The organism is Amycolatopsis acidiphila (assembly GCF_021391495.1).
Taxonomy (GTDB): Bacteria; Actinomycetota; Actinomycetes; order Mycobacteriales; family Pseudonocardiaceae; genus Amycolatopsis_E; species Amycolatopsis_E acidiphila.
In genome coordinates this window covers 3,146,513-3,164,409 of the sequence record NZ_CP090063.1, presented here as the reverse complement: position 1 = coordinate 3,164,409, position 17,897 = coordinate 3,146,513, and the positions used below count along the sequence as shown (strand labels likewise).

The window sequence follows — 17,897 nt, the reverse complement described above, 5'->3', positions numbered from 1 at the left end:
TCATGGCGCCTCCGAAAAACGGTCCGGCCGGAACGGGGCCAGGTCGAGATCCGGCGGCGTGCCGGAGACGGCCTGCGCGACGAGGTGCCCGGTGCCGGCGGCCAGCCCGATCCCGGCGCCCTCGTGCCCGCAGGCGTGCACCAGGCCGGGCACCCGCGGGTCCTCGCCGAGCACCGGAAGGTGATCGGGGCAGTACGGCCGGAACCCGAGGTAGCCGCGCAACAGCGCGACGTCGGCCAGGAACGGGAAGACGCCGATCGCCTGCGCGGCCAGCTTCCGCACCACGGGCAGCGAGAACGTGCGGTCGAAGCCGACGCGCTCCCGGCTCGCGCCGATCAGCACCGTGCCCGCCCGCGTGCCCTCGACGACCACGGACGTCTCGAGCCCCTCGTCGCCGCTGGCCACGTTCGCCACGTAGTCCGCGGTGTAGACCTTGTGCCGCACCACGACCGGCAGCGGCTCGGTGACCAGCACGAACCCGCGCCGCGGCAGGACCGGCACCGGTCCGCCCGCGAGCGCGGAGAGCTCGCCACCCCAGGTGCCGGCGGCGTTGACCACCCAGCGCGCCGGGAGGTCGCCCGCGCTGGTGCTGACCCCGGCGATCCTGCCGTCGCGGTCGCGGCGGAAGCCGAGGACCTCCGTTCCGGTGTGGACGGTGGCGCCCCGGCGGCGGGCCTGGCGCAGCAGTTCCGCGGCGGCGAGCATCGGCTGCACCTGCATGTCCTGCGCGTAGTACGCCCCCGCGCAGACCTCGCGGGTCAGGTTGGGCTCCAGCTCGGCCAGCTCGGCGGCGGAGACGTCGAGCGCGTCGATGCCGCTCTCCCGCTGTTCGGCGGCGAGCTTCGCCAGCCCCGCCGCGGCCGCCGGGGTCTGCGCGACCACGACGCCGCCCTTGTGCTGCAGCTCCAGGCTTTCCGCGCCGAACCGCTCGCCGAGCTCGGTCCACAACCGCACCGACAGCAGCGCCAGGTCCAGCTCCGCGCCGGGCTCCTTGTCCGAGACGAGGATGTTGCCCTCACCGCCGCTGGTGGTGCCGCTCGCGACGGCACCCCGGTCCACGACCGTCACGGCCAGTCCGGCTTCGGCGCAGAAGTACGCGCAGGCCGCGCCGACCATCCCGGCGCCGACGACCACCACATCCATGCCAGTAGTATGTCACATTGCACTAGGTGTTCGGGCGATGCCGAGGATCCGGGTGCCCACCACCGAGAACCGGGCGCGGGGCGGGAAGACCAGCTCGCGGACCCGCTCGACCCCGAACCCGGCCGCGTGCACGGCGCCCAGCGTCTCGCGGTTGACGAGGCAGCCGCCCATCAGCCGCGGCCACACGTGGTCGGCGAGGTCCTGAAACCGCGCCCGCACCGGGCCGGGCGCGCGCACGTGCTCGTGCTCGTGCTCGTGCTCGTGCTCGTGCTCGTAGAAGCGCAGCTCGCCGCCGGGCTTGAGGACGCGGCGGAACTCGCCCAGCGCGGACACGGGGTCGGCGACCGAGCACAGCAGGCCCGTCACCACGACGACGTCCTGGGAGCCGTCGGCCACGGGCAGCGCGTCGGCCACGCCGACCTCCAGCACCCGGCCGGCGGCGCCGGTGAGCAGCTCGGCGCGCAGCCGGGCGTTGCCGCGGGCCTCGTTGCGGCCCCCGCAGCGGGCGAACCACCACGCGAACAGCGGGTTCTCGACCAGCGCCATGCCATCCCCTCTCCTGTTCTGGCAGGCTGTGCCCGTGACGTTAGCCCTGCTGGACTCCGCGAGCCTGTACTTCCGCTCGTTCTACGCGCTGCCGGATTCGATGACGGCGCCGGACGGCACGCCGGTCAACGCCGTGCGCGGGTTCGCCGACACGGTCGCGCGCATCCTCACCGACCGGCGCCCGACGCGGCTGGTCGCCTGCCTGGACGCGGACTGGCGGCCGCAGTTCCGGGTCGAGCTGCTGCCGAGCTACAAGGCGCACCGGGTCGCCGACGCGGAGGCGAACGCCGAGGAGGTGCCGGACACGCTCACCCCGCAGGTGCCGATCATCCTCGACCTGCTCGACGCGGTGGGGCTGGCGACGGCGGAGGCGAAGGGCTACGAGGCCGACGACGTCATCGGCGCGCTCACCGCGCGGGAGAAGGCGGACCCGGTGGAGGTCATCACCGGCGACCGCGACCTGTTCCAGCTGGTGCGCACCTCCCCCACGCCCGCGGCGGTGATCTACGTGGGCAAGGGCTGGGCGAAGGCGGAGATCCTCGGGCCCTCCGACATCGCCGAGCGCTACGGCGTGCCGAAGGCGGACGCGGGCCCGGCCTACGCGGCGATGGCTGCCCTGCGCGGCGACCCGTCCGACGGGCTGCCCGGGGTGGCCGGCATCGGCGAGAAGACCGCGGCGAAGCTGATCACGCAGTTCGGCTCCGTCGAAGCGCTGCTGGCGGCGGCGAAGTCGGGCAGCAGGGAGCTGCCGCTGAAGATGCGGCTGAAGCTCAGCGCCGCCGAGGACTACCTGGCGGTGGCGCCCACGGTCGTCCAGGTCGCGGTGGACGCCCCGGTCTCGATCTCCGGCGACGACCGGGTGCCGTCCGCGCCGAAGGACCCGGACCGCGTCGCGGAGCTCGCGGAACGCTGGAACCTGGGCGGCTCGGTGAAGCGCCTGCTGACGGCGCTGGAGCGCTGACCTCACCGGCCTTCCGACGGCGGCCTCGCGCCCTCAGCCACCTGAGGCGATCGCCGCGCGCCGCGCCGTCACGGCCCGGCGCAGGGCCTTCGTCACCGGCGCCACCGGCTCCGCGAAGCGGTCCAGGCGCGCCTTGAAGTGCCGCCGGTCGCGGGCGCCCAGCACGGTCTTCAGCTGCCCCGCCGCAGCCAGCGCCGCGAGCGCCGCCGTGTCCCGCTCGACCTGGCCCTGCGCCTGGCCACCGCGGATCGCGCGGCCGACCTGGTCCGCGACCTGCCGCGCGGACCGGGTGTCACGCAGGACGACGCGCGTGTGCGGGAACAGGCCGAGGAATCGCGCGTCCGCGAGCTTGATCACCCGCGCGTCCGCCAGCTGGTCCCGCACCGCGTGGAAGGCCTGCTTGCGCTCGCGCTCGACCAGCCGCCGCCAGGACCGCGGCCCGCCGCCCTCGAGGTCGTACCAGAGCGCGTCGAGCACCGGGTCCCCGCCCGGCGCCCGGCCCACGGCCACCGCCTTGCCGTCCTCGTCGCGCAACTGTCCATTGAGGACCAGCTCGGCGAGCGCGGCCGCGCGCAGCAGGTAGCCGAGCTCGTTGCGGGCGGTGAGGCGCCCGCGCCGCGGGTCGAAGGCCAGCAGGAACATCTTGGCGGGCAACGTCTCAAGCGGGTTCATCGGGTTCTCCATCCGTATCGGTCTTCGGCGGCCGCCCCCGCGGCCGGATCCGTCCGACGTCACGCGGTAGCCGCCCCGCGTCGGACAGGGCCTTGCGCAGCAGGAACTCGATCTGCGCGTTGGTGCTGCGCAGCTCGTCGGCCGCCCACTTCGCGAGCGCGTCGTGCACCGCCGGATCGAGCCGCAGCAGGATCTTCTTCCGCTCGGCCACAGCTACGAGTAGAGCGTCCCGGCGTTCACCACCGGCTGCGTGTCGCGGTCGCCGACCAGCACCACCATCAGATTGCTCACCATCGCCGCCTTCCGCTCCTCGTCCAGGTCCACCACGTCGTGCGCGGCGAGGCGGTCCAGCGCCATCTCGACCATGCCGACCGCGCCCTCGACGATCCGCTCCCGCGCCGCGACGATCGCGCCCGCCTGCTGGCGGCGCAGCATCGCCTGCGCGATCTCCGGGGCGTACGCCAGGTGCGTGATCCGCGACTCGATCACCTTCACCCCCGCGGACGCGACCCGCGCGCCGATCTCCTCGCTCAGCTTCTCGGTGATCTCGTCGGCGTTGTCCCGCAGGGAGAGCACGTGCTGGTCGTGGGTGTCGTACGGGTACGCGTTGGCGATGTGCCGCACGGCGGTCTCGGTCTGGATGGCGACGAACTCCACGAAGTCGTCCACTTCGAACAGTGCCTGCGCGGTGTCGCGCACCTGCCACACGACGACCGCCGCCATCTCGATCGGGTTGCCGTCGGCGTCGTTCACCTTCGCCACGCCGGTCTCGTGGTTGCGGATCCGGGTGGACACCCGGCGCCGCGCGGCGATCGGGTTGACCCACTGCAGCCCGTCCGCCCGCACAGTCCCGGTGTAGCGCCCCAGCACCTGCACGACCCGTGCCTCGCCGGGCGCCACCGCGGTCAGCCCGCGCAGCACCACGAACCCGGCGATCGCGACCAGCACGCCGAGCCCGACCAGCCAGCCGCTGCCACCCGCGGCCGCCGTCACGAACAACGCGGCGCCGGCGAGCACCAGCACCACGCCGGCGGCGAGCATCAGGACCCCCGGCACTGCCTTCGCCCGGCGCTCCCGGGTACGGGGCGCCGGCATGTCCACAATGGCCTCGGTGTCATGCGGGGCAACCGCACCCGGCCGGTCCTCCTCGCCGCGCTGGGCGGCTCGCGCTCGCTGCGTGTCGTCCTCGGTCATTTTCATCCCCTCGAAAACCTACTTGCGTCCCCGTCCGAGGACTAGCATATTGATATCACATTTTCCGTCACTGAGGGGAGCAGCCAGATGAGTGACCGCAGGCTGGAGATCGACGGAGTCTCCAAGAGATACGGCGAGACCGTCGCCTTGCGCGAGATGACGTTCGACGTCCGCGCGGGCGAGCTGTTCGGTTTCGTCGGCAGCAACGGGGCGGGCAAGACCACGACCATGCGGATCGTGCTGGGGGTGCTGGCCGGGGACGCGGGTGCCGTCCGCTGGGACGGCGAGCCGATCACGCTCGAGACCCGCCGCCTCATCGGCTACATGCCCGAGGAGCGGGGGCTGTACCCGAGGATGAAGGTCGGCGAGCAGCTGACCTACCTCGCCCGGCTGCACGGCATGGCCGCCCCCGCGGCCCGCCGGGCCGCCGAACGATGGACCGAGCGGCTCGGCGTCGCCGGCCGCCGCGACGACGAGGTGCAGAAGCTCAGCCTCGGCAACCAGCAGCGCGTCCAGCTCGCGGCCGCGCTGGTGCACGACCCGCGGATCCTGGTGCTCGACGAGCCGTTCTCCGGGCTCGACCCGGTCGCGGTCGACGTGATGAGCGAGGTGCTGCGGGAGAAGGCCGGGGAGGGGGTGCCCGTCGTGTTCTCCAGCCACCAGCTCGATCTGGTGCAGCGGCTGTGCGACCGGGTCGGCATCGTCCGGAGTGGACAGATGGTCGCCTGCGGCACGGTCGACGAGCTGCGCGCGGGCGGCGCGGTCCGGCTCGTCGTGGACGTCCCGCAGGCGCCGCCGGACTGGACGGGTGCGCTACCCGGGGTACGCGTGCTCGGCCACGAAGGCAGCCGGACCGAGCTGGAGCTCGGTGCCGGCGCCGACGACCAGGCGGTGCTCAAGGCGGCGCTGGCCACCGGCCCGGTCCACGAGTTCGCCCGGCGGCGCCCGTCGCTGACCGAACTGTTCCGCAGCGTCGTGTCCGAAGGAGAGCAGCGATGAACGGCAACACCTGGGGGGCCATCGGCCTGGTCGCGGGCCGCGAGATCAGCACGCGACTGCGCTCCAAGGCGTACCTGATCAGCACCGCGGCGCTGATCCTCGTGCTCATCGCGTTCACGGTGATCATGCGGCTGATCGGCGGCGGCAGCTCCGACGCCACGGTCGGGTTCACCGCGCCGAACGCCTCGCTCGCCGCACCGCTGCAGGTCAGCGCGAAGACGGTCGGGCAGAACGTCGAGACGCGGCAGGTCCCCGACGAGGCGCAGGGCCGCCAAGCCGTGTCCGACGGCTCGCTCGACGCGCTGCTCGTCGGCGACGGCACCCAGGTACAGGTCGTGGTGAAGAAGGACCTGGACTCGAACCTGCACAACGCGCTCAACGTGCTGGCGAGCCGGCTGGCGCTCAACCAGCAGATTACCGCCCTCGGCGGCGATCCCGCGCGGGTGGACGCGGCGGTGGCGACCGCCTCCGTCGGCGTGCAGCCGCTGGAGAAGCCGAAGGAGTACAACGGCCAGCAGCTCGTGCTCGGCATCATCGCGGGCGTGCTGATCTACCTGTCGCTGATGATCAACGGCCAGTCGGTCGCGCAGGGCGTGGTCGAGGAGAAGACCAGCCGCGTGGTCGAGCTGCTGCTGGCGACGCTGCGCCCGTGGCAGCTGATGTCGGGCAAGGTGCTCGGCATCGGGACGGTGGGCCTGCTGCAGATCCTCGCGATCTCGGTCGTCGGCCTGATCTCGGGTCTGGCGACCGGAGTGCTGACGATCTCGGTGTCCGCCGCCGCGGGCACGGTGGTGTGGCTCATCGTGTGGTACCTGCTCGGGTTCCTGATGTACTCGATCGTCTTCGCCGGCCTGGGCGCGCTCGTCTCGCGGCAGGAGGACGTCGGCGGCGCGGTGACCCCGGCACTGATGTTCGTCGTCGCGGGCTACGTCGTCGGCATCTCGGTGCTGCCCTCGGACCCGGGCAGCGGACTGGTGGAGATCCTCTCGGTCATCCCGGTGTTCGCGCCGACGCTGATGCCGATGCGGCTGGCGATGGGCGGGGTGCCCGCGTGGGAGGCGGGCGTTTCGGTGCTGCTGGTCGTCGCGCTGATCCCGGCGCTGGTGTGGCTCGCGGGCCGCATCTACCGCAACGCCGTGCTCCGCACGGGCGCCAAGATGAAGCTGCGCGAGGCGCTCACCCGGGCGTAGCCGCCGCGCGGAGCGCGTCCGTCGAAGGTGGTGGTGGGGAAGCGGCCGGCCCTAGAAGGGCGTGCCGCCGAACGGCGCGACCGTGGTCCCGAACAGGGCTTCCGCCGCCGGCAGTGCGGCCGGGTCGAGCACTTCGATCCGGTTGAGCGCGGCGAGCGGGCCCGGGCCACGGTCGCCCAGGTACAGCATCGCGAGGGCTTCGGGGCCGAGCCGCAGGCCCGCGGCCGCACCGGTCCGCTCGGCCCCGTCGGGCGAGATGCGGTAGCGGCCGTTGTTGTCCGCCAGCAGCGGGTCCACGACCTCCAGGACCACCGGCTCGGCCCGCCCGTACGTCCGCGCGGCGAGTGCGCCCGCCACGTCGAGGACACGCAGCCAGGTGCTGTCCTCCAGCCGGACGACTTCGCAGGCACGGGGGTCGGTGAGCATCAGGGCGAGCGGCTCGTCCAGGGGCCGGTTCGGGGCCCGCACCTCGGCGACCAGGTCCACGCCCAGCAGGAACCGCCACAGGCCCGCGAGCGCTTCGACGTTCGCCGCGTGCAGGTCGGCCACCTCCAGCGCCACTCCGGCTTCGGGCTGCTCGAAGGTGCGGCGGTCCTGTGGCTTGTAGAGCACGAAACCGTCGTCCCCGTTCGCTCCCGTGTGCACGGCGACGACGTTCTCCTCGACCAGCCGCGGGTGGCCCCAGTGCCACCACTGCCCGACGCGGTCGATCATGCCCGGGCGGTAGGGCGCGATCCGCTGGTACAGACCAGGCAGCAGCTCGTGCGCCTCGTCCGGCTCCAGCAGCCGGACGTGCCCGCCCGCCGGCGCGTCGGCGCGGAACCGGGCCCGGCCCTTGTGGACGCGCAGCGACTTCGCCCTGACCGCGACGCCGTACCCGAACCGGCCGTAGATCGTGCTCTCGCTCGCGTGCAGGGCCGCCAGCGGCTCACCCCGGTCGGCGCAGTCGCACAGCTGCGCCTTCATCAACGCGGTCAGCACCCCGCGCCGGGTGTGGTCCGCGCGCACGGCGACCCGTCCACGGCGGCCGCCGGCAGCGACTTTCCGCCCGGCACGGCCAGTTCCGTCCCGAACGAGCTCGCCACCCCGATCAGGGCGCCGCCGGAGAACGCGCCGAACTTGCGGGACGCGGGGAACGCCGGGCCGCGCCGGGCCCACACCTCCTCGGTGGAACGGCACGAGTGCAGCGCACGGCTGAGCAGGTCGTAGGCGGCGCGTTGCTCACCTTCGGCGAGCGGGCGGATCGAAAAGGCGGTCACCCGTCGATCCTGCCCGCCGGGCCGCCGCGCGCCCAGCGAATTTCACTTCGGGGCGGACACCTGGTACGTGCCGTCGGGGGTCTGCACCATGAGCGTGACGGTCCTGGGCTGCCCGGCCACCGTCACCTCGCAGTCGAACGAGATGCCCACCTGCACGGTTTGCCCGGACGGGCAGCGCACGCCGGTCACGTCGGCGATGCCGTAGGACTCGGTGAGCACCTGGCGCACCCCGTTCTCCAGCGCCGCGGCGTCGAACACCCGGGAGGCCGGGGCGCGGGTGCTGCTGGCCGAGGACGCCCCGCCACCGGACGTGCGGCCCAGCGAGCCCGGCGACGGGGGGCCGCCGCCGGAGCCGTCGCAGCCGGCGAGCAGCAGCACGCCGGCGCCGGCGAGGCCGGCCCAGGTTCGGGCACGCCGAGACACCGCGGTTCCCCCCGTGATGAGTTCGGTCCAGTGTGGTCAGAAGTGTGTACCACACCAGGATGACCGGCGGGTGGCGAACAGCCGGTCGGCCCGCTCGGGCGCCGCCGGGTCGCCCACCTGGACCCGTCCGGCCGTCACCAGCGCGGACGCCCGCCAGGTGCCGAGGTACAGCATCGCCAGCGCGGCCACCCCGAGCCGCAGCTGCGCGGGCAGGTCGGTGCGGGTCACCCCTCGGGGCTCACCCGGTAGCGCCCGGTGTTGGCCTCCAGGACCGGATCGGCGACCTCGAGCACCACCGCCTCGCCGTCGTACTCGCGCGCGGCCAGCGCGGCCGGGACGTCGACGAGGCGCAGCCACAGTCGTCGCCGCCTCCGGTGATCTTGACCGCCCGCGGATCGGTGAACAGCAGCGCGGTCGGCTCGTCGAGCGGGCGCCCCCCGGCCTCGATGCCGTCCACCAGGTCGACGCCCAGCAGGTAGCACCACAGCCCGGCGAAGGCCTCGTCGGTCGCCGCGTCCAGGCTCATCAGGTCCATTATGGACGGATCGCGCCAGCTCTTGCGGTGCACGCCGTAGACCGCGTAGCCGTCGGGACCGTCCGGTCCATGGTGGACGATCGTCACCGGCGGCGTCTCGGCCCCGCGGGCGTGCCGCTCGAACCGGGCCACCAGTAGGCGGGGCGCGTCATCCGGCCTGCCCGGCTGTCCGGCAGCGCGGCGTACAGCACCGGCAGCCGTTCCAGCGCCGCGTCGAGGCTCAGCAGCTCGATCTCGCCGCCCGCAGGCACTTCCGGCCGCAGGACCGCGCGGCGCGGGTCGATCCGGTAGTCGTGGACCACGGTCGAGACGCCGTAACCGAAGCGGCCGTAGATGGGACCCTCACTGGCGTACAGGGTGGCGACGGGGACGCCGCGCTCGGCGAAGTCGGCCAGCTGGGTGCGCATGAGCTGGCTCAGCACCCCGCGGCGGGTGCGGTCGGCGCGCACGCCCACCCCTGTCACGGCGGCGAGCGGAAGCCGCCGCCCGCCCGGCACGGTCAGCTCCGCGTCGAACGAGCGCGCGGTGCCGATCAGCTCGGTGTCGAAGGCGCCCAGCGCACGCCCGGGCTGGTACATCCGCTCGGCGTAGGACCACTGCTCGTCCTTGACGGGCGGGACGTGCAGGGTGGTCCGGAACAGGTCGGCGGCCGCCCGGGTCTCGTCGGGCCGCAGCACGCGCACGGTGTAGTCGCTCACGCCGTCGATCGTGGCGGAGATCGGGGCGCGCGACCACCGGATTACTGCGGGTGCCCCACCTGGTAGTTGGCGTCGGCGTCCTGCACGGTGACGATGACCTGCTGCTGCTTGCCGCCGACGGTCACGGTGCAGGTGAACGTGTTGCCCGCCTTGACCTCCTGCTTCGCGGGGCAGGAGACGCTGTCCGCGGTGACGCCGTAGACCGCGAGCTCCTTCTTGACGCCGTCCTGCACGGCGGTCTGGTCGAGCACCTTGGTGACGAAGAACCCGGGCAGCCAGAAGCCGGTGATGCCGAGCGCCGCGACCACGACGATCACCACGCCGGTGAGGATCCAGAGCAGCTTGCCGCCGCCCTTGCCCTTCGGCACCGGGGTGCCGAACCCGCCGGGCCGGCCGTAGTCGTACTGGCCCGGCTGCTGCTGCCCGTAGTAGGGCTGCTGTTGCTGCTGCGGGTACTGCCCGTACTGCGGCTGCTGCGGGTAGCCGGGCTGCTGGCCGTACTGCGGCTGCTGCGGGTACTGGCCGTACTGCGGGGGCTGCTGCGGATAGCCCTGCGCCGGGAACCCACCGGACTGCGGCTGCTGAGGTGCCTGGCCCCACTGCTGGGGGTCGTTGCCGCCGTACGGCGTGGTCATCGAAACTCCAATCCGGCCCGTCTCGCTCTGCGCGATCCAACCACACCCCGACGGCGCCGGAAACCGCTACTCGGCTCCGGCCGCGACCACGCCCCGGCGCAGCGCCTTGACCGCCTTGGCCGCCGCCGCGCCCACCTGGTCCTCGCGGCCCAGCACCGTCCTGATCTGGTCGAGCAGGTCGATGACCTGGCGCGACCAGCGCACGAAGTCCCCGGCGGAGAGCTCCTGGCCGTTGGCCTCGGCGGTGGTGAGCACCTGCTCCAGCGACTCGCCGCGCGCCCACCGGTAGATGGGCCAGGCGAACCCGGCGTCCGGCTCCCGGGTGCGCTCGAGCCGGTGGCGGCGCTCGTCCTCGGCCAGCTCGGTCCACAGCCGCACGGTGTCCTGCCAGGCGCGCGGCACCGCGCCCGAGGGCAGCCGCGGCTCGCCCGCGGAGTCGCGGCGCGCCTCGAAGACCAGCGCCGAGACGATCGCGGCCAGCTCCGCGGGGTTGAGACCCTTCCACACCTCGTGGCGGATGCACTCCGCGGCGAGCAGGTCGGACTCGCTGTACAGGCGCGCGAGCCGCTCGCCGTGCTCGGTGACGCGGTTCGCGCCCTTGCCGAGGTAGCCGCGCTCGTCGAGCAGGTCGCGGATGCGGTCGAAGGCCCGCGCCAGGGAGTGCGTCGTGGCCGCGACCTTGCGCTCGAGCTGCTCGGTCTCCGCCTTCAGCCGCTGGTAGCGCTCGACCCAGCGCAGGTTCGCCTCCCGCTCGGCCAGTCCGTGGCACGGGTGCGCGCGCAGCTCGCGGCGCAGCATCGCCAGCTCGGCGTCCTCGTTGGCGCCCGAGCGGCGCTTCTGCCGAGCGGGCAGCGAGATGCCCGCGTTGCGCAGGGTGGAGGCGATGTCCCGGCGGGTCTTCGGCGAGCGCAGCTCGACGTGCTTGGGCAGCTTGATGTGCCCGAGCGGCTCCACGGGCGCCGGGAAGTCCGACAGCGACAGCGGGCCGGACCAGCGGTCCTCGGTGACCACGACCGGGCGCGGCTCGCGGATCGGGTCCAGCCCGGGGTCGACCACCACGGCGAGCCCGGCGCGGCGCCCGGCGGGCACCGCGATCACGTCGCCCTTGCGCAGCTTCTGCAGCGAGTCGGCGGTTTCCGCGCGGCGGGCGAAGCTGTTCTGCTTCACGAGCGCCTTCTCGCGCTCGGAGATCTTCCGGCGCAGCTCGACGTATTCGAGCATCTCCGCGAAGTCGCCGGTGATGGCCTCGGCGTAGCCTCTCAGCGCCTCCTTGTTCTTCTCGATGCGCCGGGCCAGGCCCACCACCGAGCGGTCGGCCTGGAACTGGGCGAAGGACTGCTCCAGCAGCTCGCGCGCGTTCTCCGGGCCGAGCTGCGCGACGAGGTTGACCGCCATGTTGTAGCCGGGCCGGAACGACGAGCGCAGCGGGTAGGTCCGGGTCGAGGCGAGCCCGGCGACCTGCTTGGGGTCCACCCCCGGCTGCCAGATGACGACCGCGTGCCCCTCGACGTCGATGCCCCGGCGCCCGGCCCGGCCGGTCAGCTGCGTGTACTCCCCCGGCGACAGGTCGACGTGTGCCTCGCCGTTGTACTTGACCAGCCGTTCCAGCACGACCGTGCGGGCCGGCATGTTGATGCCCAGTGCGAGGGTCTCGGTCGCGAAGACGACCTTCACCAGCCCGCGGACGAACAGCTCCTCGACGGTCTCCTTGAACGCCGGCAGCAGGCCGGCGTGGTGACTCGCGATGCCGCTCTCGAGCGCCTCGCGCCACTCCCAGTAGCCCAGCACGCCCAGGTCGCCCTCCGGCAGGTCACCGGTGTGCTCGGCGATGATCCGCCGGACCTCGGCGCCCTCCTCGGGCGTGTTGAGCCGCAGGCCCGCGCGCGTGCACTGCGAGACGGCCGCGTCGCAGCCCGCGCGGGAGAAGATGAACACGATCGCCGGCAGCAGCCCCGCCGCGTCGAGCCGGGTGGTGACGTCCACCCGGGACGGCGGCCGGAACCGCGGGCCGCGGAACTGCTGGCGGCCGCGGTTGCGCTGCCCGCGCAGGCCGGCGGGCGCGTGCAGCCGCCCGACCTCCTCGACCCGCCGCAGCAGGCCCGGGTTGATGGACTCGCCGGCCCCGTTGTCCACGGCGAACAGGTCGAGCAGGCGGTTGCCGACCATCATGTGCTGCCACAGCGGCACGGGCCGGTGCTCGTCGACCACCACCGTGGTGTCGCCGCGCACCTCGACCAGCCACTCGCCGAACTCCTCGGCGTTGCTGACGGTCGCGGACAGGCCCACGACCCGGACGTACTCGGGCAGGTGCAGGATGACCTCCTCCCACACGGCGCCGCGGAACCGGTCGGCGAGGTAGTGGACCTCGTCCATCACCACGTAGCCCAGGTCGGTCAGCGCCGAGGAGCCCGCGTAGAGCATGTTGCGCAGCACCTCGGTGGTCATCACCACGATCTGGGCGCTGCCGTTGATCGCGGTGTCCCCGGTGAGCAGGCCGACGACGCCGGTGCCGTAGCGGTCGACGAGGTCGTTGTACTTCTGGTTCGACAGCGCCTTGATGGGCGTCGTGTAGAAGCACTTGCGGCCTTCGGCCAGCGCGAGGTGCACGGCGAACTCTCCGACGACGGTCTTGCCCGCCCCGGTCGGCGCGCAGACCAGCACGCCGTGCCCGTCCTCCAGCGCCTCGCAGCCGCGGACCTGGAAGTCGTCGAACTCGAACGCGGCCTCCGCGGCGAACCGGGTCAGCTGGGGGTGTCTGCCACGGCGCTGCGAGGCCTGATAGGCCTCGGCCGGAGACGGAGAAGGGCTAGCGGCCACCTTGTCAGGGTGTCACACCCCCGCCTGACCTCGCAGGGGGTGGGTACGCGCTCGCCATCAGGTGACGTCGTCGGTGCGGGCCTGGCCCGCCTTCTCGGCCGGTTCGTCGTCGATGGTGCTGGGTGTGTAGTCGAACGGCGCCGCCTGGTCGTCGGGCAGCCCGGCCCACTCCGCTGCCCTGTCCCGGCGTGCCTTGCGCCTGTCGTGCAGGCGGGCGATCTGGATGGCGATCTCGAACAGCACGGTCAGCGCCCCGGCCAGCCCCAGCATGGAGAACGGGTCCGAACCGGGCGTGGCGAACGCGGCGAACACGAACAACGCGAAGACGATGCCGCGGCGCCACTTCTTCAGCTGCGCGTACTTGACCACGCCCACGAAGTTGAGCATCACCACCAGCAGCGGCAGCTCGAAGCTCACCCCGAAGATCACCAGCAGCGACAGCACGAACGAGATGTACTTGTCGGCCGTCAGCGCGGTGGTGAAGAAGTCGCCGCCGAAGCTCATCAGCACCGCGAACGCGTGCGGCACCAGCAGGTAGGCCAGCACGGCGCCCGCCGCGAACAACACGCTGGCGAAGCCGACGAAGGTCAGCGCGTACCTGCGCTCCTTCGAGTACAGGCCCGGCGCGATGAAGGCCCACAGCTGGTAGAGCCACAGCGGCGAGGTGAGCACCGCGCCCGCGGCCACGCCGACCTTCAGCTGGATCATGATGCCTTCGAACGGCGTGGTCTGCAGCAGCCGGCAGGTGCCGTCAGGCGCGATGGTGCCCGGGAGCAGCCGGTCCGGCGAGATGCCGCAGTACGGGCCGTTCATCAGCTGGCCGAGCGACTCGACGGGACCCAGCCTCGTCTGGAACCAGATGAAGCCGAACACCCCGCCCGCCACGACCGCCAGCAGTGCCCAGCCGAGCCGCCTGCGGAACTCGTAGATGTGCTCGATCAGCGTCATGGTGCCGTCGGGGTTGTACCGACGGCTGCGCTTGCGCCGCCGGGACCGGCGGCCTTCGGGGGCGGCGTCCGCCACTGGAGGAATCCCGTCCGGTCAGCTGGCGTGCTTCTGCGACTGGTCTTGCTGCTTCTTCAGCTCGTCGAGCTGGCGCTGCAGCTCCGCGACCTGCGGGTCGGTGCCCGCCGGCTGCGCGGTGGCGGCCGGGAGCTCCTTCTTCTCCGGCTCGCTCGCGGGCTCTTCCTCGCGCATGTCCTTGGTCTCGGCCTTGAAGATCTTCATCGACTTGCCGATCGAGCGGGCGGCGTCCGGAAGCCGCTTGGCACCGAACAGCAGAACCACGATCAGCACCAAGATGATCAAGTGCCACGGCTGCAACCCGTTCAGCATGAGTGGCCTCCTTTTCGTTTCTCGCCCAATGCTACTGGTTTTCCGGAGTGCGCCTACGCTGCTCGAGCGCGACCCGCACCCCGGCCGAGCGCGCCCTGAGCAGGCCGGCGCGCTGGTTCGTGCTCGTCACGACCATGCTCAACGCCGAGCGGAACCGGCGCAAGCCCCTGACCACAGGAATCAGCAGAACGCCCAGCAGCACCAGGCCGGCGACGGCGAGCAGGATGCTCGGCAGGTACGACACGCGGTAACCTTACTGGCCCAAGGTTGACGGTAGGTGACGAGCCCGCGCCAGCGCGTCGGCCGCGCGGCGGCGAACGGCCGCCGCCAGCTCGGGCGGGCTTTCGACGGACGCGTCGCCGCCGAGGCTGAGCACCAGCCGGGCCATCCACGACTCGTCGCCGTAGCGCATCCGCACCCGCAGCCGCCCGCCCGGCAGCTCGGCCAGCTCCTCGCACGGGTAGTACTCGGCGACCCAGCGCGCGTCCGGGTCGAGCACCAGCTCGGCGACCGGCTGCCCCGGCCGGCTGGCGAACACGCCGTCGGTCAGGTCGGTGGGCCGCGCTGTCGACGGCGGCGCGGCGGCCTCGTCGAGCACCCGCACGTCGTCGATGCGGTCGAGGCGGAACAGCCGGACGCCCTCGGCGCGGCGGCACCAGGCCTCCAGGTAGCCGACGGCCTGCACGATCAGCAGCCGCATCGGGTCGACGGTCCGCTCGGTGATCTCGTCGCGCGACGCGGTGTAGTAGCGGATCCGCAGCGCCCGCCGTGCCTGCAGCGCCCGCTGCACGACGCCACGGGTGTGCGCGGTGGCCTCGCCCTCGCGGACGCCGAGCCCGACGACCACACCCGAGGGCTGCGCCTGCCCGGCGGCGGCCTCGATCTTGGCGATCGCCCTGCGGACGGCGTCGGTGTCGAGCAGCCCCGGGGTCTCGGCCAGCGCCCGCAGCGCGACGAGCAACGCCGTCGCCTCCCCGCCGGTCAGCCGCAGCGGCCGGTTCATCCCGGCGTCGAAGGTGACGGTGACGGTGTCCCCGGCGAAGGACAGGTCGATCAGGTCGCCGGGGCCGTAGCCCGGCAGCCCGCACATCCACAGCAGCTCCAGGTCGCGGCGCAGCTGCTTGGGCGTGACGCCGAAGTCGCGGGCGGCGTCGTCGATCCTGATGCCCGGCCGGGCCAGCAGGTACGGGACCAGCGCGAGCAGGCGGGGCATCCGGTCGGTCGAGGCGGTCACCGGACCACCTCGCCGGCGACCGCGCGCAGCCGCTCCTGCACCGCCTTGGCCAGCACGTCCGGCTCCAGCACGAGCACGTCCGGGCCGTGCCCGGCGATCCAGTCGGCCGCGCTCTCGGGGTAGTACAGCTCCAGCTCGGCCAGGTCGCCCTCGACGCCGTCGACGGTCAGCCGCCCAACCGGCTTCGCCCGCCGCCGGACCCCGGCCGCGCGCCGGTCGGCGATCCACAGCCTGGCCGTCGCGACCGGCGACTGCTCCTTACCGCCGCTGCTGCCCGCGACGAACTCCAGCAGGTTCACGTCCCCCGGCCGGTCCACCTCGCCCGCCGGGCCCGCCGTGTGCACCTCCCCCACGATCCGCGACAGCCGGAAGCACCGGGGCGCGCCGCGGTCGCGGTCGTGCCCGACCACGTACCAGCGGGCCCGCCACGACACCACGCCCCACGGTTCGAGGGTGCGGGTCAGCCGCTCCGGCGAGCCCGAACGACGGTAGTCGAACCGCACGGCCTGGCGGTTCTGCACCGCCGCGAGCAGCGGGGAGAACGCCGGCTCGGTGCGCACGCGCGACTCCACGACCGGCGGCGCGGTGTGATCGACCTCCACCCCGGCCGCGCGCAGCTTCACCAGCGCGCCCTGCGCCTGCCCGGTCAGCTCCGGGGAGTCCCACAGCCGCACGGCGAGCCCGACCGCGGCCGCCTCGTCCGGTGCCAGCTCGATCTCGCCGAGCTCGTAGTCGCGGCGCGCGATGCGGTAGCCGTCGCCGGCGTCGAACACGGAGTTGCGCCCGATCTCCAGCGGGATCCCCAGCTCCCGCAGCTCCGTCTTGTCCCGCTCGAACATCCGGGAGAACGCGTCGTCGCTCGCCGCGTCGGCGTATCCGGGCACGATCCCGCGGATCCGGTCAGCCGTGAGGTACTGCCGGGTGGACAGCAGGGCGAGCACGAGGTTGACCAGGCGCTCGGCGCGGGCGGTGGACACGCGAACACAGTAGCCCGGATCGCCGGGCCCCGATCGGAGGTCCGCCATTACACGCCGTAAATTCGAACCCATGACCGAACGCGCCCTTCTGATTACCGGAGCGTCGCGGGGCCTTGGTGCCGCGACGGCCCGTCGCGCGGCTGCCGCCGGGTACCGGCTGGCCCTCGTCGCCCGGTCGGCGGAGAGCCTCGAACCGCTCGTCGCGGAACTCGGCGCCGGCCGGACTCTGGCCCTGGCAGCGGATGTGACCGAATGGAGCCAGATCTCGGCCGCCGCGCAGACGGCCGAAGAACGCTTCGGCAGGCTCGACGCCGCGTTCGCCAACGCCGGGCAGATGCTGCCGGTGTCGTTCTTCGGCAACGGCGGCACCGACCCGGAGAAATGGCGGGACATGGTGCTCACGAACGTCTACGGCGCCGCGATCACCGCCCGCGCCGTGCTGCCCGCGCTCGCGCGCACGCGCGGCCACCTGGTGCTGACCGGGTCGGTCGCCGGGCGGCACATCCGCCGCGCGAACCTCTACTCGGCGACCAAGTGGGCGGTCACCGGGCTCGCCGGCTCGATCCGCGAGGAGGCGGTCGGCACCGGGGTCCGGGTCACGCTGCTGCAGCCCGGCGTGGTCGACACCGACCTGATCTACGACGAGATGCGCGAGCTGCCGCTGCTCGACCCGGACGACATCGCCCGCGCGGTCTGCTACGCGCTCGACCAGCCGCCGACGGTGGACGTGAACGAGATCGTGCTGCGCCCGACCGGCCAGAAACTGTAGTCAGCGGGCGAACCCGACGACGTCGCCGCGCAGCTCGCCGGACAGCGCGCGGCCGCCGAGGCCCTCGAGGACGACCTCGACCGTGCGCTCCACGGCCCGCTGCCGGTCCTGCTCACCCGCGTGCCGCAACGGGCCCTCGAGGTAGAGCATCGCGAGCCCGTGCACGGACGCCCACGCCGCGACCTCGGCCATCGGCCGCCGCTCCGCGGGCAGGAACCCGGTGTCGGCCAGCTCGTCCATCGTCTCGACGAGCCGCTGGAACGGACGCGTGGTGTGGAAGGCGATGGTCTCGGTGTCCCCGGCGAACGCGGTGCGGAACAGACCCGGCTCGGCCCACGCGAAGTTCAGGTAGCCGCGGCCGATGGCCGCCACCGCGCAGACCGCCCGGCGCACCCGGTCACCGGTCTCGGGCACCCGCGCCAGCTCCGCGTTCATCGAGGCGCCGAGCCGCTCCATGGCCTGTCCCTTGGTCGCGTGCAACAACTCCTCGTGCCCGGCGAAGTGCCGGCA

18 protein-coding genes and 2 pseudogenes are annotated in these 17,897 nt (G+C 73.0%); 4 read left to right on the top strand and 16 right to left on the bottom strand.

Annotation, left to right across the window (positions count from 1 at the left end):
- Entirely contained in the window at positions 1-1,143 is a 1,143-nt protein-coding gene (locus LWP59_RS15380; RefSeq protein WP_144641701.1) for an NAD(P)/FAD-dependent oxidoreductase, read from the bottom strand.
- Between the two features lie 12 nt (positions 1,144-1,155).
- Positions 1,156-1,689, bottom strand: coding sequence for a methyltransferase domain-containing protein (locus tag LWP59_RS15375; RefSeq protein ID WP_144641702.1), 534 nt, complete (start codon positions 1,687-1,689; stop codon positions 1,156-1,158).
- A 28-nt stretch (positions 1,690-1,717) separates the two neighbouring features.
- Between LWP59_RS15375 and LWP59_RS15370 the strand changes: the two genes are divergently transcribed.
- A complete protein-coding gene (locus LWP59_RS15370) occupies positions 1,718-2,650 on the top strand; it encodes a 5'-3' exonuclease (RefSeq protein ID WP_144641703.1) in 933 nt (310 codons plus the stop codon).
- A gap of 33 nt (positions 2,651-2,683) precedes the next feature.
- Here LWP59_RS15370 and LWP59_RS15365 read toward each other — a convergent pair whose 3' ends face one another.
- From LWP59_RS15365 to LWP59_RS15355, 3 genes are read right to left on the bottom strand one after another with little or no spacing between them, the layout of a single operon-like run.
- Complete coding sequence (locus LWP59_RS15365) at positions 2,684-3,322, bottom strand: GOLPH3/VPS74 family protein (RefSeq protein WP_186383354.1); 639 nt, start codon at positions 3,320-3,322, stop codon at positions 2,684-2,686.
- Positions 3,309-3,533: a hypothetical protein gene (locus tag LWP59_RS15360; protein ID WP_144641705.1), complete on the bottom strand. Its 225-nt coding sequence runs from the start codon at positions 3,531-3,533 to the stop codon at positions 3,309-3,311. The genes LWP59_RS15365 and LWP59_RS15360 overlap by 14 nt, the downstream gene beginning before the upstream one ends.
- Before the next feature lie 2 nt (positions 3,534-3,535).
- On the bottom strand, positions 3,536-4,417 hold the full coding sequence (locus tag LWP59_RS15355; protein ID WP_144641755.1) for an SPFH domain-containing protein: 882 nt from the start codon (positions 4,415-4,417) through the stop codon (positions 3,536-3,538).
- A 186-nt stretch (positions 4,418-4,603) separates the two neighbouring features.
- On the opposite strand from LWP59_RS15355, the gene LWP59_RS15350 reads away from it, so the two are divergent.
- Complete coding sequence (locus tag LWP59_RS15350; protein ID WP_144641706.1) at positions 4,604-5,515, top strand: ABC transporter ATP-binding protein; 912 nt, start codon at positions 4,604-4,606, stop codon at positions 5,513-5,515.
- Positions 5,512-6,705, top strand: coding sequence for an ABC transporter permease (locus tag LWP59_RS15345; protein ID WP_144641707.1), 1,194 nt, complete (start codon positions 5,512-5,514; stop codon positions 6,703-6,705). Before LWP59_RS15350 ends, LWP59_RS15345 begins: the two co-directional genes overlap by 4 nt.
- Before the next feature lie 51 nt (positions 6,706-6,756).
- Here the strand turns inward: LWP59_RS15345 and LWP59_RS15340 are convergent.
- The 10 genes and pseudogenes from LWP59_RS15340 to LWP59_RS15295 all read right to left on the bottom strand — a co-directional run bounded on the left by LWP59_RS15340 (position 6,757) and on the right by LWP59_RS15295 (position 16,618).
- Positions 6,757-7,964: pseudogene (locus tag LWP59_RS15340) on the bottom strand (GNAT family N-acetyltransferase).
- A gap of 42 nt (positions 7,965-8,006) precedes the next feature.
- Positions 8,007-8,387, bottom strand: coding sequence for a DUF4333 domain-containing protein (locus LWP59_RS15335; RefSeq protein ID WP_229857442.1), 381 nt, complete (start codon positions 8,385-8,387; stop codon positions 8,007-8,009).
- Between the two features lie 36 nt (positions 8,388-8,423).
- Positions 8,424-9,620 (bottom strand): annotated as a pseudogene (locus LWP59_RS15330) (GNAT family N-acetyltransferase).
- Between the two features lie 41 nt (positions 9,621-9,661).
- Positions 9,662-10,255, bottom strand: a complete 594-nt coding sequence (locus tag LWP59_RS15325; protein ID WP_144641709.1) for a DUF4333 domain-containing protein — start codon at positions 10,253-10,255, stop codon at positions 9,662-9,664.
- Positions 10,256-10,321: 66 nt separating this feature from the next.
- The gene (locus tag LWP59_RS15320) at positions 10,322-13,072 is read right to left on the bottom strand and encodes a DEAD/DEAH box helicase (RefSeq protein WP_144641710.1); all 2,751 of its coding nucleotides are present in this window, start codon (positions 13,070-13,072) and stop codon (positions 10,322-10,324) included.
- Positions 13,073-13,129: 57 nt separating this feature from the next.
- Positions 13,130-14,095 (bottom strand): twin-arginine translocase subunit TatC, encoded by a 966-nt coding sequence (gene tatC, locus LWP59_RS15315; protein WP_144641711.1) that lies wholly within the window; start codon positions 14,093-14,095, stop codon positions 13,130-13,132.
- 18 nt (positions 14,096-14,113) lie between these two features.
- Positions 14,114-14,407 (bottom strand): Sec-independent protein translocase subunit TatA, encoded by a 294-nt coding sequence (gene tatA / locus LWP59_RS15310; protein ID WP_144641712.1) that lies wholly within the window; start codon positions 14,405-14,407, stop codon positions 14,114-14,116.
- A 31-nt stretch (positions 14,408-14,438) separates the two neighbouring features.
- Positions 14,439-14,651, bottom strand: a complete 213-nt coding sequence (locus LWP59_RS15305) for a bacteriophage holin (protein ID WP_144641713.1) — start codon at positions 14,649-14,651, stop codon at positions 14,439-14,441.
- A 9-nt stretch (positions 14,652-14,660) separates the two neighbouring features.
- A complete protein-coding gene (locus LWP59_RS15300; protein ID WP_144641714.1) occupies positions 14,661-15,641 on the bottom strand; it encodes a helix-turn-helix transcriptional regulator in 981 nt (326 codons plus the stop codon).
- On the bottom strand, positions 15,638-16,618 hold the full coding sequence (locus LWP59_RS15295) for a helix-turn-helix transcriptional regulator (protein WP_144641715.1): 981 nt from the start codon (positions 16,616-16,618) through the stop codon (positions 15,638-15,640). The genes LWP59_RS15300 and LWP59_RS15295 overlap by 4 nt, the downstream gene beginning before the upstream one ends.
- Positions 16,619-16,688: 70 nt before the next feature.
- Here LWP59_RS15295 and LWP59_RS15290 point away from each other — a divergent pair, with 70 nt between their 5' ends.
- Positions 16,689-17,387: an SDR family oxidoreductase gene (locus LWP59_RS15290; protein ID WP_144641716.1), complete on the top strand. Its 699-nt coding sequence runs from the start codon at positions 16,689-16,691 to the stop codon at positions 17,385-17,387.
- Here the strand turns inward: LWP59_RS15290 and LWP59_RS15285 are convergent, their stop codons facing one another.
- Positions 17,388-17,867: a TetR-like C-terminal domain-containing protein gene (locus LWP59_RS15285; RefSeq protein ID WP_229857440.1), complete on the bottom strand. Its 480-nt coding sequence runs from the start codon at positions 17,865-17,867 to the stop codon at positions 17,388-17,390.
- Between the last annotated feature and the right edge of the window lie 30 nt (positions 17,868-17,897).